Raw genomic sequence first — 20656 nt, 5'->3', positions numbered from 1 at the left:
CACTACCTCCTGATGATGTGTGCTATTGGGCCCCGCCGAACAGGCGCGTTAGCTGTCGTTCGGTGGGTATTTTAGTGTTTGAAATGACGGGTTCCGGTAAAGATCATGGCTATTCCGCAGCGGTTGCAAGCGTCGATGGAATCCTGATCGCGAACGGAGCCGCCCGGCTGAATGATCGCCGTGATCCCTGCCTTTGCCGCCGCTTCTACCGTGTCCGGCATTGGGAAAAAGGCGTCGGAAGCGAGCACGGCCCCCTTCGCTTTTTCCCCGGCTTGTTCAATCGCGATGTTGGCTGCTCCGACGCGATTCATTTGGCCTGCACCTACGCCGATGGTCATGTTGTCCTTGGCCAGCACAATGGCGTTGGACTTGACGTGTTTCACCACTTTCCAGGCGAACTTGAGCTGCGCCAGTTCTTCCGCGCTTGGCTGGCGTTCGGTTACCACCTGGATCTCGTCATCCCCGAGCTGTTTGAGATCGTAGTCCTGTACCAGGGCGCCGCCCACCACAGGTGCGATACGGAACGCGTTCTTTGCAGTCGCCTGGGCGTCGCCCATCGGAATGCGGAGCAGGCGCAGGTTTTTCTTTTCCTTAAGGACCGCTAGTGCCTCATCTGTAAAGTCAGGAGCCAGAATGATCTCCAGGAAGGTTTCTTTCATCATCAGAGCCGTTTCCTTGTCGATGGTGCGGTTGGCGGCAACAATTCCCCCGAAGATGGAGACGGGATCTGCTTCGTATGCCTTTTTATACGCCTCAAAAATATCCTCGCCAATGCCAACTCCGCACGGATTGGAGTGCTTGACCGCTACGACGGCCGGTTCGGAGAATTCCTGCACGATCGCCAGGGCGGCGTCTGCATCATTGATGTTATTGTAGGAAAGCTCTTTGCCGTGGAGCTGTTCGGCGTAAGCGATGCTTGCTTCTACAGCAAGCGGCTCCCGGTAAAAGGCCGCGCGTTGGTGAGGATTTTCCCCGTAGCGCAGGTCCTGCGCCTTTTCGTATGTGACGGTAAAGCTTTCTGGCATCAGCTCCCCTACCTGTTCGCTGAGATAGCGCGAGATAAGCGCGTCATAGGCGGCCGTGTGACGGAATACCTTGGCGGCCAAGCGGCGGCGAGTCTCCAGCGTGGTATCGCCATTCGTTTCGATCTCGTTGGCCACTGCTTCATAGTCGGCAGAATCGACCACTACGGTGACAAACTGATGGTTTTTGGCGGCTGCGCGGAGCATGGCGGGACCGCCGATATCAATATTTTCGATCGCTTCTGCGAAGGTTACGTCCGGCTTCGCAATCGTCTGTTTAAAAGGATAAAGATTGACGACAACCAAATCGATGGGCTCGATGTTCAACTCGCTCAGCTGCTGCTGATGGGCCTCGTTGTCGCGTACAGCCAAGAGTCCGCTGTGGATGTTCGGGTGCAGCGTTTTGACGCGTCCGTCCAAAATTTCCGGAAATCCGGTCACCTCTGAGATGCTGATGACGGGAATCCCCGCTTCCTTCAGCATGGTTGCCGTTCCTCCCGTGGAGATCATTTCTACGCCGGCGGCAGCCAAACGGCGTGCAAACGGAATCAGCCCTGTCTTGTCGGAAACGCTAATAAGCGCTTTTTTCACACTCACGTTAGAACCTCCTGACTTTTTTGAAAAAAGTAGACCAAAACACGAACATTGCAAACTAATTAAAACATAATTGTACGGTATGATCAAGTTTTTCACCCAAACAAAAACAGCCAACACATCCACGGATGCCCGGCTGTCAGTACTCCCTACCTCTTTTTTCTTTTTCTTCCAGACAGTTGTCTCAGCTGCTCCCAAAGAGAAGGCTGCTTCTTTTTTGGGCCGGATGCCTTAACAGACTTCCGGCTGCCGCTGCCCTTCACCTGCTTGGGTTGGATGCTGTCCAAATCATCAAGCGACAACGGCTGGCCATCTTCCACCTTCTGCTTCACTTTCTGTTTGGTGTCCTCCGGAACTTCCAATCCCATGTCGGCCAGCTCGTTCAACACCTTGTCAATGTCCCTGCTGCCGTCCTCCGGCAGCTTTTCCGCCAGGCGCATGATGTCGGCCAACGTCCACTCCCTGCCTGTCTTTTTGCTCAGCTTGTCAAGCAAATCGGAAATCAAATCACCGCTCATGGTGGAGTAACCTCCCTTTTTCCGCCTTCCTTCTACTCTATGTTGGGGCAAGAAAAAAGGTTTGCACCAACAACCAGCAATCGCGCACAGGATGCTGGTCGAGAAAAAGCCTTGTCCTGCTTGGAGCAAATACGCTCCGGCATTTCGCTCGGGAAACACGTACATGAGCCTACCGGCATACATCTAGTAGAAACTACATCTGGACAGCATAGAGGTGTTTTTGTTGATTACAGTTTCGGGAGAAGGAAAGGTCGCTGTGACACCCGATCGCGCGATCATCACACTCGGAGTCATTACCGAAAGGAATACTCTAAGTGATGCTCAAAAAGAAAATAGCGAGAAGATCACGAGTATCGTTCATTCCCTGATCATGTCCGGAGTGCAAAGGGAGAACATCAAAACATCTGAATTCAGGATGGAACCGCAATATGATTACGTCGACGGGAAGCAGGTCTTTCGCGGTTACAAAGTGACACATCTTCTCCAGGTGACGACGGATGAGGTTGCTTCCTCCGGAAAGATCGTTGACACAGCGGTCGCTCAGGGAGCAAACTACGTGTCAAACATACAGCTAACGGTTTCAGCGCCGGAAGTTTTCTATAATCAGGCTCTGTCCCTCGCCTTGCACAACAGCCTCCGAAAAGCGGAAACTCTTGCCCAAACGATGGGAGTTGCTTTAATGGAAGTTCCTCTCGAGATTCAAGAAGTCACGCAACCTTTTCCCCAGCCAATCCTGTATCAAACTGCGCGCGAAACACCCACTCCGATTCAACCGGGAGAGGTAACCATCGTTGCTCGGCTTACGGCGAAGTATCATTACCATTAAATGCAGCTTTGCAGGGTCTCGAGAAAGTGGCTGTCGTGGCAGTTTCTCAACAAGCTCAAAAGCTGGCACGATCAAGTGTCAGCTTTTTGCCTGTAATAGATGAACAATGCGCCCCTCGAGTGTAACACGACCGGAAAGAACCCGCCCGATCACGTCTACGAGCAGCCCGTGTTCCACCTGATGGATACGGGCACCGAGGCTTTCCGCCGTATCGCCCTCTTCCACCGGCACAGGCACCTGCGCAATGATGGGCCCGGTGTCCAGCCCCGAATCAACGAAGTGAACGGTAACGCCCGTCACTTTCACTCCGTAGGTCAGCGCCTGTCCAATGGCGTCCCTACCCGGGAATGCGGGCAGAAGAGACGGATGCAGGTTGATGATCTGTCCCTCGAAGGCAGACAGCATGACCGAACCCAAAAGCCGCATGTAGCCGGCCAGCACGACCAAAGAAACGTCACGCTGCTGCAACTGCGCTGCGATTTCTTTTTCAAAGGCGGCTTTGTCGGGATAGTCCTTCGGATCGAACACAAACGCTTCGATCCCCAGACGGTCAGACCGCTCCAGCACTTGGGCACCGGGTTTGTCGCAGACCAGCAATGCTACCTCCGTATCGACAAGACGACCGACGCGTGTCGCCTCTACGATTGCCTCAAAATTGGAACCGCTGCCCGAGGCGAATACCGCTATGCGTTTCATCATTTCACCCCGTTGTATACGACCTTTCGTTCGCCAGCCTGGATCTGGCCGATCAGGTACGGCTGTTCTCCCAGCTCCTGCAGCTTCTCGATCACGCCAACGGCATCATCCTGCTTCACAACCAGCACCATGCCGATCCCCATGTTAAACGTCCGGTACATGTCGGAAGCAGCAAGCCCGCCCTGCTCCTGTACCAGCGTGAAGATCGGGAGGACCGGCCACGTTCCCATGTCGATAACGGCCTGTGTCCCTTCCGGCAGCACACGCGGGATGTTCTCCGTGAAGCCGCCTCCGGTGATGTGAGCCATCGCCTTGATTTCATGGGACTCAAGAAGGGACAGAATCGGTTTGACGTAGATTTTGGTTGGGGTCAGCAGTTCTTCGCCAAGCGTTTTGCCAAGTGCCTCTACATGCTGATCAAGCTCCATGCCGCGATCCGCCAGCAGCACTTTGCGCACGAGCGAAAAGCCATTGCTGTGAACGCCGCTGGAAGCGATACCGATCAGCACGTCGCCGGGAGCGACACTGGCTCCGGTGATCAGCTTGCTTTCATCGGCCACGCCGACGGTAAAACCGGCGATGTCGTACTCTCCATCAGCGTACATGCCCGGCATTTCCGCGGTCTCACCGCCGATCAGCGAGCAGCCGGCCTGCGAGCAGCCGGCCGCGATCCCCTTGACAATCGCCTCGATCTTTTCCGGTATGACCTTGTCACATGCGAGATAGTCGAGGAAAAAGAGCGGTTCCGCCCCCTGCACCACGACGTCGTTGACGCACATGGCCACCGCGTCAATCCCGATGGTGTCGTGTTTGTCCATGGCAAATGCCAGCTTCAGCTTGGTGCCGACACCATCCGTACCGGAGACGAGCACCGGCTTTTGATACTTGCTGGTATCCAGGCGAAACAGGGCGCCAAATCCGCCGAGATCGGTCAACACCTCGGGGCGGAACGTGCGCTTCACGTGTTTTTTCATGCGCTCAACCGCTTCGTTCCCCGCTTCGATGTCGACGCCTGCTTGTTTGTATGCTTCGCTCATGATTACTCCCCTCCTACTCGCACTTATAGGCCGGCAGTGCTGCCTCAAATTCGATTTCCGTCGGATACTGGCCGGTGAAGCAAGCCAGGCAGTGCCCCTTGTTTGGAGCGGTGTCGGCGCGGCCGATTGCTTCCAGCATCCCTTCTATGGACAAAAAGGCGAGCGAATCCGCACCGATAATGCGGCGAATTTCTTCCACCGTCTTGGTGGAGGCGATCAGTTCGTCCCGCGTCGACGTGTCGATGCCGTAGAAGCACGGGTTCTTGACCGGCGGCGAACTTACGCGTACATGCACTTCCTTTGCCCCCGCCTCGCGCAGCATGCGCACAATGCGGTTGCTGGTGGTGCCGCGGACAATCGAGTCGTCGATCATCACGACGCGTTTGCCATCCACTACCTTGCGCACGGCGGACAGCTTCAGGTGTACGGCGCGTTCGCGCAGCTCCTGCGTCGGCTGGATAAACGTACGGCCGACATATCGGTTTTTGATCAGGCCGATTTCGTATGGAATGCCGGTCGCTTCCGCAAACCCGATTGCCGCGGAAATGCTGGAGTCAGGTACTCCCGTGACCACGTCCGCCTCAATCGGCGCTTCCAGGGCCAGCTGTTTGCCCAGACGCTTGCGGGCCATATGAACGTTGATCCCGTCAATGTCGCTGTCAGGACGGGCGAAGTAGATGTACTCAAAGGTGCAAATGGAGCGCTGCGTGTTTTCGGAGTGTTTCCTTTCAAAAATGCCGTCTGCGTCAATGACGATCAGCTCGCCCGGCTGTACGTCACGCCAGTACTCTGCGCCAATGATGTCAAAGGCACAAGTCTCCGAAGCCACGCAGATCGCGTCTCCCAGACGTCCCAGGGAAAGCGGGCGCAGTCCGTTGGGATCGAGCGTGATCACCAGCTGGCGCTCGTTCATCACGAGCAGGGCGTACGCCCCTTTGATGTGCTGCAGCGCTTCCTTCACCGCCTCCGCCAGATCACGGCTCTTCGCCCGGGCGATCAAGTGGGCAATGACTTCCGTATCGCTGGTTGTCTGGAAAATGGAGCCTTTCGCTTCGAGCTCCTTTCTAAGGACGCTGGCGTTCACCAGATTGCCGTTGTGAGCGACAGCCATGCTGCCGTGAGCGTAGCGAAAGAAAAGCGGCTGCGCGTTCTCGATCTTGCTGGAGCCGGCAGTGGTGTAACGGGTATGGCCGATGGCAATGTGGCCGCGAAACTTCTCCAGATCTCCTCTGCCAAACGCTTCCGATACAAGACCCATGCCGCGGTGCTTATACCACTTCTCGCCGTCGGAGGCGCAGATGCCTGCGCTCTCCTGACCGCGATGCTGCAAGGCGTGCAATCCCAGATAGGTCAACTGGGACGCGTCCTTGTGGTTGTAGATGCCGAATACGCCGCATTCTTCGTTCAGTTTATCCCAGATCATCCGATCAAACATGGAATCGCATCCTTCCAAGCGGCTTTCAAGTCGGAAAGCGGCGCGTTGATGGCTTCTCCTCCGTTAACCTTCACCACCAAACGGTTCCCGCCGGTCGTTCCAATCGCCTGAGCCGGTACACCCAGCTCATTTGCCAGCGCCAAGACCGCTTCTGCATCCGCTGCTTTTACGCTCAGCAGGATGCGGGACTGCGACTCGCTGAACAGCGCTATGTCGGTGCGAAGTTCAGTTGCAAGCTCAACGGTTGCCCCCATCTCCTGACCGAAGCAGCTTTCTGCCAGCGCCACGCCAAGACCGCCTTCGGACAGATCGTGCGCGGATCGCACCAAACCCTGACGAATGGCTTTCAGCACAAGCTGCTGCAGGGCCGCTTCCTTTTTAAGATTTAGCTGCGGCGGACGTCCGGAAATGCTGCCGGTCACCAGCTTCTGGTATTCACTGCCGCCCAGTTCTGCGAATGTCTCGCCGAGCAGGATGATGATGTCGCCTTCCCCTTTAAAGTACTGGGTGGTGATGTGATCCACATCGGTGATGAGACCGACCATTCCGACAGTTGGAGTCGGATAGATCGCGTCACCGCTGCGTTCGTTGTAGAACGATACGTTACCGCCGATCACCGGCGCGTTTAGGGCGAGACAAGCTTCGCTCATGCCGTCTACCGCATTTTCAAACTGCCAGAACACTTCCGGCTTTTCCGGGCTGCCGAAGTTGAGGCAGTCGGTGATGGCCAACGGTTCCGCACCGGAGCAAACCACGTTGCGAGCCGCTTCGGCAACGGCAATGGCGCCGCCCACTTTCGGGTCAAGGTAAACGTAGCGGCCGTTGCAGTCTGTGCTCATCGCCAGCGCCTTGCGTGTGCCGCGAATCATGACCACCGCAGCGTCGGAACCAGGTTTGACTGCGGTGCCGGCGCGTACGATGTGGTCGTATTGCTCGTATACCCATGCCTTGCTTGCCACAGTCGGTTGAGACAGGACAGCCTTCAGCGTTTCGTTCAAGTCGGCAGGCTCGCTGATGGCAGCTATCGGATCGACGTTAGCGTTTGCTTCATAGTACGCTGGTACAGCGGAGGGGCGATGGTAGACCGGAGCGTCATCCGCCAGCGTTTGCACCGGCACGTTGGCTGCCATTTCACCGCGATGCAGGAGGCGCAGCATGCCGTCATCGGTTACTTTGCCTACTACAGCGGAAGCCAGCCCCCATTTGTCGAACAGCGCGATTGCCTGATCTTCCTTGCCTTTTTCCACCACGACCAGCATGCGCTCCTGGGACTCGGAGAGCATCATTTCGTACGCCGACATGCCCGCTTCGCGCTGCGGCACCAGGTCGAGGTTCATCTCGATGCCGTTGCCCGCCTTGGAGGCCATCTCCGCGCTGGAGCAGGTAAGACCGGCGGCTCCCATGTCCTGAATACCGACGACGATGCCGGTGTCAATCAGTTCCAGACACGCTTCCAACAGCAGTTTTTCCATAAACGGGTCACCCACTTGCACGGCGGGACGTTTTTTCTCGGAATCTTCGTTCAGTTCTTCGGAGGCAAAGGTAGCGCCGTGAATACCGTCGCGACCGGTGCTCGCCCCTACATAAATGACCGGGTTGCCGATACCGGACGCAACTCCTTTTTGAATCTTGTCGTGGTCGATGAGGCCCACGCACATCGCGTTCACCAGCGGATTGCCTTCGTAGGTCGGGTCGAAGTTCACTTCACCGCCCACGGTCGGGATCCCGATACAGTTGCCGTAACCGGCGATTCCTGCCACGACATTTTCAAACAGGTACTTCACGCGCGGTGTCGTCAGTTCGCCGAAGCGCAGGGAGTTCAACAGAGCGATTGGTCGGGCGCCCATGGAGAAGACGTCGCGGATGATGCCGCCCACACCTGTCGCCGCGCCCTGGTATGGCTCAATTGCAGACGGGTGATTGTGGCTCTCGATTTTGAACACGACAGCCTGGTTGTCGCCGATGTCGACGATCCCCGCCCCTTCACCCGGTCCCTGCAAAACGCGCGGGCCTGTCGTCGGGAAGCGGCGCAGTACTGGTTTGGAGTTTTTGTAGGAGCAGTGCTCGGACCACATCACGCTGTACAGTCCGGTTTCCGTCCAGTTCGGCTTGCGGCCGAGGATGTCAACGACGCGCTGATACTCGTCGTCGGTCAACCCCATTTCTCTATAGATACGCTGCTCGGCAATCTGTTCAGCTGTTGGTTCTTTATGCGTGATCGTTGACACGGTTTCGTTCCTCCCAGCTCTTTAAAATCGAGGTGAACATGCGGCGTCCGTCTGCGGAACTCATCCATTCATGCACAGCGCGCTCCGGATGGGGCATCATGCCCAGCACGTTGCCTCGTTCGTTGCAAATGCCGGCGATGTCGTCGATCGAACCGTTCGGATTCTCTCCTTCATAGCGGAATACGATCTGGTTGTTGGCTTTCAGCTTGGCCAGTGTCTCTTTGTCGCAGAAGTAGTTTCCTTCGCCGTGCGCAATCGGAATCTCGATGACTTCGCCTGCCTCGTAATCGCGGGTAAAAGCGGTGTCGTTGTTGGCCACACGCAGCTTGGAAAGCGTGCAGCGGAATTTTAGCGAGCGGTTGCGCAAGAGCGCCCCGGGCAGCAGGCCGGCTTCCGTCAGGATCTGGAAGCCGTTGCAGATCCCCATCACCCATTTGCCTTCTTCCGCCGCTTTCACCACCTGTTCCATCACGGGAGAGAACCGGGCTACCGCCCCGCAGCGCAGGTAATCCCCGTAGGAAAATCCGCCCGGCAGGAGGATCACGTCGTAGCGGGACAGATCCGTTTCTCCGTGCCAGACGTAGTCAACCGGTACCTGCATCACATCTTCGACGGCGTTATACAGATCGATATCGGCGTTGGAACCGGGAAAGACAATGACGGCTGCTCGCATGCTTATCCCTCCAGAATCTCAAAGCGGTAGTCTTCGATCACGGTGTTGGCCAGCAGCTTTTCACACATGTCGCGGACGCGTTCTTCCGCCTGTGCGCGGTCGCCTGTATTCAATGAAACTTCCATGTACTTGCCGATGCGCACTTCTTTTACTTCGTCAAAGCCAAGAGTGTGAAGAGCGCCTTTTACAGCGTGTCCCTGCGGGTCCAGAACACTTTCGCGCAGCGTTACGTATACAACAGCTTTCAGCATGATTCATTCTCCTCCCAAACGTCTGAGTATTTCCTGATAAGCTTCTTCGACATTGCCCAGATCGCGGCGAAAGCGGTCTTTGTCCAGCTTCTCCTTGGTCCGTGCGTCCCAGAACCGGCAAGTATCCGGCGATATTTCATCGGCGAGGAGAATCTCTCTGTCAGATGAGCGGCCAAACTCCAGTTTAAAATCGACCAAAAGGACATTGCGCTCGCGCAGGTAGGCTTGCAAAATCTCATTGATCTGCAGACCGAGCTGCTCCAAGCGAGCCACCTCGGCAGCGTTTGCGATACCGAGCACTTTGATATGGGAATGGTTTACCAACGGGTCGCCGAGCTTATCGTCTTTGTAGTAGAATTCCACAACCGGCTGCGGAAGGACCGTTCCTTCCTCCATACCCAGTCGCTTCGCCAGGGAACCGGCTGCGATATTGCGGACGACAACTTCGAGCGGGATGATCTCCACTTTGCGAACCAGCTGTTCGTTGGACGAGAGCATTTCAATGAAGTGATTGTCGATTCCCTTCTCCTTCAGCAGGGTGAAAAAAATGGAGGTGATGCGGTTGTTCAGCTCACCTTTGCCGACAATTTTCCCTTTCTTCTCTCCGTTAAAGGCAGTGGCGTCGTCCTTGTATTCAACCCAGTATTGATCCGGAACAGAAGTACGATAAATCCTCTTCGCCTTTCCTTCATAGAGTTGTTCCCGTTTTTCCACTTACACAGTCCCCTTCCCACCTGAAAAAGATAGCTTTTTAAGTCTATATACGAACATTACAATGCAATTAAAACATAAATATACGTACTTTTCAACAAAATCTATCCAATACTTGATCGACAAACGTTCGTAATTTGCTGGTTCCTCTGCACATGCATACTCTTAAACATTCGTTAACTTCGCCTACATACTAGCTTTACAATTGATCGCTAGAATGAAATGGATAATGAACGGATCGTACTAGGAGGATTTTCCCATGATCGTCGTCCGGGGGATCACTTCTCCCTTCCGCAAGCTGATTCAAGGCATGCAAAAGGTAAGCTCCGGTGACCTTACCGAGCGATCCGACCTGCAGCATGAGGGGCCGGAAATCCGTTCGATTTCCGACAGCTTCAACTTCATGATCGAGCAGATGTCAACGATGATCAGGGAAATCCAGTACATGATTGACGAGTTGAACCGCAGCGGACACCAGATCCAGCTGGCATCCAACCAGGCGGGCGAGCATACCTCCCAGCTGGCCGTTCGACTCGACACCGTAAACAAAGGCGTGGAGCAGACCGCCTGCTCTACAGAAACGGCCAATGCCGCATTTCAACGCATGAAGGAAGCGATGGACGAGCTCTTCGCACGCATCTCCTCCGTCACCCAGGCAAGCGAAAATATGGAACAAGTGGCGCATTATGGCCAGGAACGAATTGACGAGCTGACCTCCATGATCCGCCGCTTTTCTGGAACCTATACACAGCTCGACGAGCGCATGAGCCAATTAAAAGGTCATTCGCAAACGATCAGTGTCGTCGTGGATGTAATCAAAAACATTGCCAAGCAAACCAAGCTGCTGGCGTTGAACGCTTCTATTGAAGCAGCCCGGGCGGGAGAATACGGCAGAGGCTTTGCCGTCGTCGCTGACGAGGTGGCCAAGCTGGCTGGTGAATCGGAGTCAGCCACGGTGGAAATTGCCAAGCTGATCGAATCCATACAGACGGAAACAGAATCGGTCAGCGCAGAGTCGAAACAGGCCAGCGGACAGCTGCAACAGAGCCTCGATAAAATAGCCGAAACGGAACAGGCCTTTTGCAAGCTTCGCCAGGCAATTGAAAAAACGAACGATGAAATGGAGATCGTCTCCGCAGGTCTGTCCGATATTTCCAGCGGGTTGGACGAAGTGGACACCACCCTGGAAATGTTCGTGGCTGTCTCCCAGGAGACGCAGAGCAGTACGGAAGAAATGTTGGAGACCTCAAAGCATCAGCTGAAATCAATCGAACGGTCGCGGGAGTTGGCGGATGAGCTGCTCCGACTCTCTACCCGTCTGGGCGAAATGAGCAGCAAGTTTCAAGTGGCATAGAAGCTCCCCCGGGGGGAGCTTTTCTTGTGTTACACTATGGTTGTACCTATACTAACGAAAAAGGCAGGGATCACGAATGTTTCCTTTTGAGGTGCTGTTTCCCACCCGCGTCTTGTTCGGCGTTGGTGAACTGGCCCGCATCGGCAGGGAAGCGAAAACGATCGGCACAAAAGCATTGTTGGTAACCGGAGGGTCTTCAGCCAAACGGACAGGGCTGCTGGATCGCGTCTGCTCGCTGCTTGCCGGGGAAGAGGTTCCTTTTGTGCTGTTTGACAGGGTGGAGCCAAATCCCCGTACTACGACCGTGGATGCCGGCGCCGCCCTTGCCCGGGAAAATGGCTGCGACTTCATCATCGCATTGGGCGGAGGTTCCGTGATGGACGCTTCCAAAGCGATTGCTGCTGCTGCACTCTCCGGCCGTCCCATCTACGACTACATGCGCGGCAATCCCAGCGGCACGGGAAAAGACCTGGTTCCGGTTCAGCAGGCACTGCCGATCGTCGCGGTACCCACCGTCGCCGCTACCGGCTCGGAAGCGAACGGCATCAGCGTGCTTACCCACTGGGAGACGCACGAAAAATCGTCAATCAACGGGCCCGGCCTGATTCCCAAACTTGCCGTTCTTGACCCGTCACTTACATACACCGTTCCGCCTCACGTGACGGCGGAAGCTTGCGCCGACATCTTCTCCCATCTGTTTGAGGCATACCTGATCAGCGCGGAGGGCACACATGTGCAGGACGGTTTTACGGAAACCCTCATTCGATTGGTCGCGCAGTTTTCCCGTATCGCCATCAACGAACCGGAAAACGAAGAAGCCCGCTCCACACTGATGTGGGCGAGCACGTTGGCAATCAGCCCGTTTACGTTGGGAGGACGGGGAGCCGGCTACCCCCTGCACGGGATGGAACATACGCTGAGCGGCTGGTACGATATTCCGCATGGCCGCGGCCTTGCCATCTTGTCCCTTCCTTACTTTGAGCAGATTATTTTGCAGGATCGTCCGGAACGGCTGGCCCGAATGGGACGCAACTGTTTTGGCGTAACGGATGAGGACGACCTGGGAGCTGCCCGCGCAACCATTGAGGCGGTTTCGAACTGGTATCGTTCCATGGGGATCACGCAGCGCCTCTCGGACTTTGGCATCACGAGAGACAGCCTCTTGCCGATGGCGCGCGAGTCCATTCGCATCGGCGGCAGAGGCGCGGACTGCCTGACCAGTTCCCGTCCACTCTATGAGAACGAAATCCTTGCGATCTATGAAGCTTGCCATTAAACTGTGAGATAAGTAAAAAAATTTTTATCTATGGAGGGTTCCATACCATGGCAGATCCACGGATTAACGAACTGGCGAGCAAACTGATACGCTACTCGCTTAACCTGCAAAAAGGGGAAAAGGTGCTGATCGAAAACATCGGCATGCAGGTACCTCTGGTTCGTGCCCTTGTTCGCGAAGCGTTTGCTGTCGGCGCACTGCCGCTGGTGACGATCAAGGATCAGGAAATCATGCGTGCCTTGATTCAAGGCACCAGTGAAGAGCACATGGCATTGATGGCCAAGCACGAGCTGTCCCGAATGGAAGACGTCGACGCCTACATAGCCGTACGCGCTTTTGAAAACATCAACGAATACTCCGACATCCCGGAAGAAAAGATGGGACTCTACTCCCGCATCTTCTACAAAACTGTCCACTTCGGGGAGCGCATTCCGAAAAAGCGCTGGGTGGTTCTCCGTTATCCGAACAAGGCAATGGCTCAGCTCTCCAACATGAGCCTGGAGGGCTTTGAGGACTTCTACTTCTCCGTCTGCAATCTGGACTACGCAAAAATGTCCAGAGCGATGGATCCATTGAAGGAGCTGATGGAGCGTACCGACCGTGTGCGCATTATCGGTCCAAAAACAGAACTTACCTTCTCGATCAAGGGCATTCCGGCCATCAAGTGCGACGGCAAGCGCAACATCCCTGACGGCGAAGTATACACCTCTCCGGTACGCGATTCCGTAGAAGGCACCATCTACTTCAACGCGCCGACCAACTACCACAGCACGTCTTTTACCGACGTACAGCTTACCTTTAAAAACGGTAAAATTGTGGAAGCAACCAGCAGCAACACCAAAGTGCTGAACGAAATCCTCGACACGGACGAAGGCGCCCGCTACATCGGCGAATTTGCCATCGGCTTCAATCCGCACATCCTGCATCCGATGCAGGACATCCTGTTCGACGAGAAAATCGCCGGCAGCTTCCACTTCACGCCGGGCAACGCGTATGACATCGCCGACAACGGCAACCGCTCCTCCATTCACTGGGACATGGTCCAAATCCAGCGTCCGGAGTACGGCGGCGGCGAGATCTGGTTCGACGACGTACTGATCCGCAAAGACGGCCGTTTCGTTCTGCCGGAGCTGGATGGCCTGAACCCGGAAAACCTCATGTAAACATCCACTCGCATCCTAAAAGCAAAAGCCGATCACACCCGCAAACGGTGTAATCGGCTTTTTTCGCTCACGAGCGTTAGCTTAAGTCGCCCGGGCTCTTAAACAGCTCCGTCAGTTTTTGATACGACCGGGGAAACTCCGCCTGATACCGAAGGAAGGTCGGGATGGGATAGCGTACCCCGCCTTTTTGCGTCCCCATAAGCCCCTCCGCCAGTTCCTTTGCGTCTGAGAAATGAAAGCTGAATGCCATTTCATCGTCCTGGGTCTGGGCAAACAGGCGGTCGCCGTAACAGGGGAGGATCACTTGCGGTTCACCGGTTAAAAGCGGTTTGATAGCGATGTCAGCGCAATCGGCGCGGCTTGAAAACGTGGACGGAATGGAACCGCCCCGCTTGTACAGCATGCCTGCCGTCAGCCTCATCACCTGTGCGGAATTGCCGTAAACCACCACGACATCCGGATCAAACGGAGCCCGCTCCAGGGGAAACGAAACGTAGTAGCCGCTTTCCTCCTGCGGGAGCTTGGGCACGTCCTGTTCGCTTTTGACGCCCGCTTCCATCGTTTCCGTGTACATGCCGCAAACCAGACTTCCCTCCGTGTAGTAGGGCAGCTCCGGCTCATATCCAAACGCCACCTGCGCGATCGGACAGGAGAGATCCTCGCCGTTCATGGCGATGGTCCAGCCGTACCGGCGGGAAAAACCGACTGCCTGACAAATGGTGATCTCAATCTGAAGATCCTGTTTGGGCCGTTTGGCCTTTGGCGGCAGTTTCTCCAGCTCTTTCACGATCTTGATGCCGACGGGAAAGGTACCGGGTCGGACAAACTTTTGAATCGCTTCGTTGAGCTGTTGGGCGTTCACGAACTTCCCCCTCCTTGTGCAAAAAGAAATGTGTGAATCTTTCTGCACTTTTGCCGAAAAGTCCTTTTTTAGAATGGATCATTGAAGCTCATGAAAGGTAAAAATCCCCCGCTTCGCGTCAAACACAAGTGACTTCATATGCTTGTTGTTCTGCTTTACCTTGTCAATCAGCGCTTGCCTGGACGGATACGGCTTGGCTGTCGCGCCCTTCCCTCCAAACAGGTACATCGTCGTTCCGGCGATCGAAGCGTCGTGCGCTCCTGTCCCCAACAATTCATAGCCGCTGTAGAGCAAGCCTTCCCACGGCCACACCTTCGTATCGTTTCCGTACTGCCCGACTGCCTTGTAGCCGTAACGCACCCACACCTCGCCGTTTGCCTTGATCAAAAAGTCGGTGTAGGGCGTGTGTTTAAACGCAACCGCATTGTGATAGGCAGGATCGGTCAACGGGCGAAGGTTTGCCGGCCCTCCCCATCCGATGATGGAGCCGCCTGTTGCGGTCGGCAGGTAAAAGGAATAGTCAACCGTGAACACCCGTTGGTCTTTCTCGGAAGGACCGACTTTGCGAAATACGCCCCTCACCGGCTCGTCAAAATTTACATTGGACCCGGTGACATAGATACCGTCCTCGGCCACGACGACACTGTCGTTGGAGTTGGTGGCTGCCTCCCGCACGCCGCCGAGTACCTTCGTCGGCCTGGCTGCGAATCTCGTATCCGATAACCCCAGTTGGCCGAGGTCATTGGCACCCATGACGTACAGATCCTTGTTGGTGGTAATCATAAACAGCTCGTTTCGGCCGACAAACATCTTTTCAATTCCTTTCAGCGGAAAAGCGGTCGGCTTCATCGAGGAAAACTTCGGTTTCCGTCCTGCATACGCAAAGTAGCTGTCGTACAAGACGCCCATGAAGAACACGCGCTTGTCTTCCGTTTGGAAAACCATAAACTCGTCCCCGCCGGCCATGCGGGTTACCTTGGCCGGGATACTCAGAGGAATGGTCGATGTCCTCGCGTAAACCTTCCCGTTTTTCAATGAATAGGTTTTCCCTTTCCACACTTCCATCGCTTGTAGCGAGGCAAGGACGTTTTTGCTCTGCAGGAGAGTGACTGGCGCATGCGCTGCGGATGTGTCGATGCACCCGGTCAACAACAGCAGGCCAGTCAGGAGGGAGGCTGCAGTCTGTTTGAACATAAAAAGGACTCCTTTCGCGGTCTGCTTGCCTTGCACATGTAAAGACGCGAAAGGAGTTCCCTTTGTTTCAAATGTTACCAGGCCGCCACGCAGCCGTCGGTCCGCATGTCCGTACCGCCGATCAGTACGCCTTGTTCATCCCGCCAAATAATTTGTCCGCGGCCGAAACCGCCCGGTCCCATCCCCCACTTGATTTGATGTCCCTTGCGTTCCAGCGCCAGAGCGAGATGTTCCGGAAAATGGCTTTCCACTTCCACCGTTTTTCCTTCTGTCCACTGCCAGCGCGGGGCGTCCAGCGCCGCCTGCGGGTTCAGGTGAAAATCAATCGTGTTCATAATCACCTGCACGTGCCCCTGCGGCTGCATGAATCCGCCCATGACGCCGAACGGACCAACCGGCTGGCCGTCCTTGGTCAAAAATCCTGGAATAATCGTGTGGTACGTCTTTTTGCCCGGCTCCAACCGGTTGTCGTGCGCCGGGTCAAGCGAGAAGTTGTTTCCGCGGTTTTGCAGGGCAATGCCTGTGCCTGGGACGACGATGCCGGAGCCGAAGCCCATGTAGTTGCTCTGGATGAACGACACCATGTTTCCTTCGCTGTCGGCCGTTGCCAGATAGACGGTCCCGCTGCGCGCCAGCTCCACCGGCTCAGGCAATAGCGCTTCCTCGCCGATCAGGCTGCGGCGTTTTTGAGCATGCTCCTCGGAGAGAAGCTGTTCCACCGTTACCTTCATCTTGTCCCGCTGGGTGATGTACTTGAGTCCGTCCACGAACGCCAGCTTCATCGCTTCGATTTGCTTGTGGTACGTATCGAGCGTATCCTTGGCGGCAAAGGTGCAGCCTTTCAGGATATTCAGCGCCATCAGCGCTACCAGGCCCTGCCCGTTCGGCGGAATTTCCCATACGTCGTATCCCCTGTAATTGACGGAGATTGGATCTACCCACTCCGGCTTGTAGGCTGCCAGGTCTTCCTTGCGCAGAAAACCCCCGCACTGTCTGGAAAAGGCGTCGATTTTGTCTGCAAGCTCCCCTTGGTAGAAGCTCTCCGCTTCCGTCTCCGCTATGCTGCGCAAGGTTTCAGCGTGTGCAGGCGATTTCCAGATCTCGCCCACTTTGGGAGCCCGGCCATCGGGAGCAAAGGTGGAGAACCAATGCTCAAACTCTTCCGACGTGCAGTTCTGTTTGAACTTTTTGTAGGCGATGTCCCAAAAATATCCCAAAGTCGGAGAAACGGGGTAACCGTTCTGTGCATACTCGATGGCAGGCTGCAACACTTCTGTCAGCGGAAGTTTGCCAAATCGTCTGGACAACTCCGCCCATGCTGCCGGCACTCCTGGCACCGTCACGGGAATCCATCCGTACTTCGGCATGGTCTCATATCCCTTTGCCTTTACCGCCTCAATGGAGATGCTCTGCGGCGAAGGTCCGCTGGCGTTGAGACCATGCAGCTTCCCCTTCGCCCAGACCAGGGCAAACGCATCTCCTCCAATGCCATTGGAGGTTGGCTCCACCACCGTCAGGCAGGCTGCGGTAGCGATCGCGGCATCAATGGCGTTTCCTCCCTTTTTCAGGATATCGAGGCCAGCCTGAGCCGCCAATGGCTGAGAGGTTGCAACCATGCCGTTCTTGGCAAACGTCGTCATGCGGCGGGATGCGTAGGGGTATTCCATTGCGTCAAACTGTGTCATTTCCGTTCCTCCGTTTCAAAATGGTTTTTTATCAGCGAATGAAGACGATGCCGTATCCCATGGAAGCGGCGATGACGAAAGCGGGGTGGATTTTCCATTTTTCCAGCAGGAAGAAAGCGGCTGCAGCCAGGATCGCCGTATGCATCCAGCCGATGCCTTCTACTGCACCGAGAAAGAATTCGAAGGTCATGGTGCCGAGCAGCACGGTGACGATGGGACGAACGGATTGGGTCATGGCCTTCACCTGCGGGGCGCTCTTAAACAGACCCATAAAGTTCATCAGCACGATCATCGCGATGGCCGTCGGCGCGACTGTTGCCAGAAGACCAACCGCCGCTCCTGTCACTCCTGCAACCTCATAGCCGATATAACCTGCCAGCTTGGTCGCGATCGGACTGGGCAGCGCATTAGCTACCGCCAGGATTTCCCCAAACTCGTTTACCGTTAGCCACTGGTAGTGATTCACCACTTCGTTCTGAATGAGCGGAATGCTGGCGGGGCCGCCTCCGTACCCGAGAATGTTGGAAACGAAAAACGCCCAGAACAGCTGCAGGTAGATCATGCTGCCCCCTCCTTGTCGTTTTTCGATTTTTGTCTCTTTACCATCCAGGTGGCGTATCCAAATGATGCCGCCAGCGCAATCCCAACCAGGATGCCGGGATGCAGATCAAGCAGGAGCAAGGCTGCGAGCGACAAGACCAGCATGGCAACGACGCCATTTTTGCGCTTGGCGTCCTTCCAGCCCTTTTGCAAAAACTCCCAGGTAAGCACAGCCGTCATGACGGCAATCACCGGCTGAATCGCCTGAATCATGCTTCGGACAGCAGGCACGTCCTTCCACTGATAGATGACTTGAAGCAGGCCGATCATCAACAGGACGACAGGCAGGACAACGGCGCAGTTGGCAACCAGAGCGCCGCTCCAGCCTTTTACCCTGTATCCCACGTAAGCTGCCATCTTGGTGGCGATCGGACCGGGAAGCGCATTGCCCAATGCCAGGTTGTCGGTGAATTCCTCCTCCGTCACCCACTTGTACTTCTTCACGCATTCCGTGTAAAACAGGGGGATCATCGTAGGACCGCCCCCGTATCCAAAAATCCCGATGCGAAAAAATGCGAGAAACAATTGCCAATAAATCATGCTGCAGCCTCCGATACGCCGTGATTGGTTGCGTTACCCGCCCATCTGAACAAGATGGCAGGAAACAGCCTGTCCTCCCCCGATCTCCTGAAGACGAGGTGATTGCGTTTTACAGAGATCGGTAACGTGCGGGCAGCGGGGATGGAATGTGCAGCCGCTGGGCGGATTGGCAGGACTCGGCAAATCGCCCTGCAGGATGACGCGCTCCCGCTTCTGCTTCGGTTTGGCCACCGGAACAGCTGACAGAAGTGCCCGGGTATATGGATGACTTGGATTTTCAAACAATGTCTTTTTGTCGGCAATCTCCACCACTCTGCCCAGATACATCACAGCCACCCGGTCACAAAGATGCTTGACAACCGACAGATCGTGGGAGATGAACACCAGCGTCAGGTTAAACTCTTTCTTCAAATCTTTCAACAGATTCAATATCTGCGACTGAATCGACACGTCAAGCGCCGACACCGGTTCGTCGGCGATCACCAGCTTTGGCTTCAGCACCAGAGCGCGGGCAATTCCGATGCGCTGCCGCTGCCCGCCGGAGAAGTCATGAGGATGACGGTCGAGATGTTCTTTTCGCAGTCCGACCACCTCGATGATCTCTTCCACGGTACGCTTTCGCTCCTCAGCCGTCCCGATGCCGTGCACTTCCAGTGACTCCAGCAGAATCTGCCTGATTGTCATCCGCGGATTAAGCGAAGCGTACGGATCCTGAAAGATCATCTGCACGTCCTTGCGCATCCGTCGCATCTCTTCGTTGGAGAGCTTCGCCAAATCCTTGCCGTCAAACCAGACCTCCCCGGCCGTCGGCTCCAACAGGCGAAGGATGGTCCGTCCGGTGGTAGACTTGCCGCAGCCGGATTCACCCACGATTCCCAGCGTCTCACCGGGGTACACCGTCAAGTCAATGCCGTCCACCGCTTTCACGTATCCTGTTGTCTTTTTGAAGAATCCCGACTTGATGGGAAAGTGCTTTTCCAGCCCCTTTATTTCCAACAACGGCTTCATCTTTTCTCGCCCCCTTCCGCATACAGCCAGCAGCGGCATTTATGCCCGTCATCAAGTTTCAACAGGTCAGGCGGCTGCTCGTGACATATCGGCTTCGCCAGGGAACAGCGCGGCGCAAATCGACAACCTTTGGGCATCTGGTGAGGCAGCGGAACCGCTCCGGGGATCGTCTCCAGATACTCCCGCTCTTCATCCAGATCAGGGATGGAATTCATCAAGCCGATCGTGTACGGATGTTTGGGTTCCTCAAACAAGGTCTCCACGTCCGTTTCTTCCACCACTTGGCCGGCGTACATCACGATGACGCGATCACACATCTCCGCAACTACGCCCAAATCGTGTGTGATGAGCATGATCGCCGTTCCCGTCTTCTCCTTCAACGTCCGCATCAGGTCGAGAATCTGCGCCTGGATCGTCACGTCCAATGCCGTCGTCGGCTCATCGGCGATGATCAGCTTGGGATCACAGGCCATCGCCATGGCAATCATCACGCGCTGACGCATTCCCCCTGAGAGCTGATGCGGATACTCGCCGTAAATCTCTTCCGCACGCGGCATCCCCACCGCCTTTAACATCGCAATGGCCCGCTCTTTGGCCTCCGCCTTGCTCACATCCCAATGCAGCATGATCGCTTCCTCAATCTGTTTGCCGACCGTGTGAAGCGGATTGAGAGAGGTCATCGGCTCCTGAAAAATCATCGAGATTTCGTTGCCCCGTACGGACTGCATCTCACTCTCCGACAAAGCCAGGAGATTTTTTCCGTTGAATCGGATCGTGCCCTCGGTGGAGCCGTTCGGGGGGAGCAGCCTCATGATGGAGAGACTGGTGACGCTCTTGCCGCATCCCGACTCCCCTACGACCCCGAGCGTCTCGCCCGCGTGAATGACAAAATCGACGCCATCGACGACGTTGACGATGCCATGATCCGTTTTAAACCGCGTTCGCAGCTGTTCGATCTCCAAGATGGTCGTCATGTTCTCCAC

Annotated in this window: 20 protein-coding genes; 4 read left to right on the top strand and 16 right to left on the bottom strand. The window is 55.6% G+C overall.

Annotated elements, in window-relative coordinates:
* Nucleotides 1-71: 71 nt before the first annotated feature.
* Together purH and ACE99V_RS11995 are read right to left on the bottom strand one after the other, a co-directional pair.
* Entirely contained in the window at nt 72-1619 is a 1548-nt protein-coding gene (gene purH / locus ACE99V_RS12000; RefSeq protein ID WP_400491326.1) for a bifunctional phosphoribosylaminoimidazolecarboxamide formyltransferase/IMP cyclohydrolase, read from the bottom strand.
* Nucleotides 1620-1765: 146 nt separating this feature from the next.
* Nucleotides 1766-2134, bottom strand: a complete 369-nt coding sequence (locus ACE99V_RS11995) for a hypothetical protein (protein WP_400491325.1) — start codon at nt 2132-2134, stop codon at nt 1766-1768.
* 214 nt (nt 2135-2348) lie between these two features.
* On the opposite strand from ACE99V_RS11995, the gene ACE99V_RS11990 reads away from it, so the two are divergent.
* Nucleotides 2349-2960: an SIMPL domain-containing protein gene (locus tag ACE99V_RS11990; protein ID WP_400491324.1), complete on the top strand. Its 612-nt coding sequence runs from the start codon at nt 2349-2351 to the stop codon at nt 2958-2960.
* A gap of 78 nt (nt 2961-3038) precedes the next feature.
* On the opposite strand, the gene purN is transcribed toward ACE99V_RS11990, so the two are convergent.
* The 7 genes from purN to purC are packed head-to-tail and all read right to left on the bottom strand — an operon-like array spanning nt 3039 to nt 9994.
* Nucleotides 3039-3656 carry a phosphoribosylglycinamide formyltransferase gene (purN, locus tag ACE99V_RS11985; RefSeq protein WP_400491350.1) on the bottom strand — a complete coding sequence of 206 codons (618 nt, stop codon included), beginning with the start codon at nt 3654-3656 and terminating at the stop codon, nt 3039-3041.
* Nucleotides 3656-4693: a phosphoribosylformylglycinamidine cyclo-ligase gene (purM, locus tag ACE99V_RS11980; protein ID WP_400491323.1), complete on the bottom strand. Its 1038-nt coding sequence runs from the start codon at nt 4691-4693 to the stop codon at nt 3656-3658. Before purM ends, purN begins: the two co-directional genes overlap by 1 nt.
* Nucleotides 4694-4706: 13 nt before the next feature.
* Nucleotides 4707-6128 (bottom strand): amidophosphoribosyltransferase, encoded by a 1422-nt coding sequence (purF, locus tag ACE99V_RS11975; protein WP_400491322.1) that lies wholly within the window; start codon nt 6126-6128, stop codon nt 4707-4709.
* Nucleotides 6113-8356 (bottom strand): phosphoribosylformylglycinamidine synthase subunit PurL, encoded by a 2244-nt coding sequence (gene purL, locus ACE99V_RS11970; protein WP_400491321.1) that lies wholly within the window; start codon nt 8354-8356, stop codon nt 6113-6115. Before purL ends, purF begins: the two co-directional genes overlap by 16 nt.
* Entirely contained in the window at nt 8337-9029 is a 693-nt protein-coding gene (purQ, locus tag ACE99V_RS11965) for a phosphoribosylformylglycinamidine synthase subunit PurQ (protein ID WP_400491320.1), read from the bottom strand. The genes purL and purQ overlap by 20 nt, the downstream gene beginning before the upstream one ends.
* Nucleotides 9030-9031: 2 nt before the next feature.
* Nucleotides 9032-9280, bottom strand: coding sequence for a phosphoribosylformylglycinamidine synthase subunit PurS (gene purS, locus ACE99V_RS11960; protein WP_400491319.1), 249 nt, complete (start codon nt 9278-9280; stop codon nt 9032-9034).
* 3 nt (nt 9281-9283) lie between these two features.
* Nucleotides 9284-9994 (bottom strand): phosphoribosylaminoimidazolesuccinocarboxamide synthase, encoded by a 711-nt coding sequence (gene purC, locus ACE99V_RS11955; RefSeq protein ID WP_400491318.1) that lies wholly within the window; start codon nt 9992-9994, stop codon nt 9284-9286.
* 256 nt (nt 9995-10250) lie between these two features.
* Here purC and ACE99V_RS11950 point away from each other — a divergent pair, with 256 nt between their 5' ends.
* The 3 genes from ACE99V_RS11950 (at nt 10251) to ACE99V_RS11940 (ending at nt 13784) form a co-directional block, all read left to right on the top strand.
* The gene (locus ACE99V_RS11950) at nt 10251-11345 is read left to right on the top strand and encodes a methyl-accepting chemotaxis protein (protein WP_400491317.1); all 1095 of its coding nucleotides are present in this window, start codon (nt 10251-10253) and stop codon (nt 11343-11345) included.
* A gap of 76 nt (nt 11346-11421) precedes the next feature.
* On the top strand, nt 11422-12621 hold the full coding sequence (locus tag ACE99V_RS11945) for an iron-containing alcohol dehydrogenase (protein WP_400491316.1): 1200 nt from the start codon (nt 11422-11424) through the stop codon (nt 12619-12621).
* Between the two features lie 47 nt (nt 12622-12668).
* Nucleotides 12669-13784, top strand: a complete 1116-nt coding sequence (locus tag ACE99V_RS11940; protein ID WP_400491315.1) for an aminopeptidase — start codon at nt 12669-12671, stop codon at nt 13782-13784.
* Nucleotides 13785-13860: 76 nt separating this feature from the next.
* Here the strand turns inward: ACE99V_RS11940 and ACE99V_RS11935 are convergent, their stop codons facing one another.
* The 7 genes from ACE99V_RS11935 to ACE99V_RS11905 form a co-directional block, all read right to left on the bottom strand.
* Nucleotides 13861-14646, bottom strand: a complete 786-nt coding sequence (locus tag ACE99V_RS11935) for a DUF169 domain-containing protein (RefSeq protein ID WP_400491314.1) — start codon at nt 14644-14646, stop codon at nt 13861-13863.
* A gap of 78 nt (nt 14647-14724) precedes the next feature.
* A complete protein-coding gene (locus ACE99V_RS11930; protein WP_400491313.1) occupies nt 14725-15840 on the bottom strand; it encodes an RCC1 domain-containing protein in 1116 nt (371 codons plus the stop codon).
* A gap of 74 nt (nt 15841-15914) precedes the next feature.
* Entirely contained in the window at nt 15915-17525 is a 1611-nt protein-coding gene (locus tag ACE99V_RS11925) for a gamma-glutamyltransferase family protein (protein WP_400491312.1), read from the bottom strand.
* 31 nt (nt 17526-17556) lie between these two features.
* On the bottom strand, nt 17557-18087 hold the full coding sequence (locus ACE99V_RS11920; protein WP_400491311.1) for a chromate transporter: 531 nt from the start codon (nt 18085-18087) through the stop codon (nt 17557-17559).
* Nucleotides 18084-18665 carry a chromate transporter gene (locus ACE99V_RS11915; protein WP_400491310.1) on the bottom strand — a complete coding sequence of 194 codons (582 nt, stop codon included), beginning with the start codon at nt 18663-18665 and terminating at the stop codon, nt 18084-18086. Before ACE99V_RS11915 ends, ACE99V_RS11920 begins: the two co-directional genes overlap by 4 nt.
* A gap of 33 nt (nt 18666-18698) precedes the next feature.
* Nucleotides 18699-19673, bottom strand: coding sequence for an ABC transporter ATP-binding protein (locus tag ACE99V_RS11910; RefSeq protein WP_400491309.1), 975 nt, complete (start codon nt 19671-19673; stop codon nt 18699-18701).
* Nucleotides 19670-20647 (bottom strand): ABC transporter ATP-binding protein, encoded by a 978-nt coding sequence (locus ACE99V_RS11905; protein ID WP_400491308.1) that lies wholly within the window; start codon nt 20645-20647, stop codon nt 19670-19672. The genes ACE99V_RS11910 and ACE99V_RS11905 overlap by 4 nt, the downstream gene beginning before the upstream one ends.
* Nucleotides 20648-20656: the final 9 nt, after the last annotated feature.

This window comes from Brevibacillus soli (assembly GCF_044759095.2).
GTDB lineage: Bacteria > Bacillota > Bacilli > Brevibacillales > Brevibacillaceae > JBIYSM02.
The sequence above is the reverse complement of the archived record's forward strand: the minus strand, read 5'-3'. Positions and strand labels throughout refer to the sequence as shown.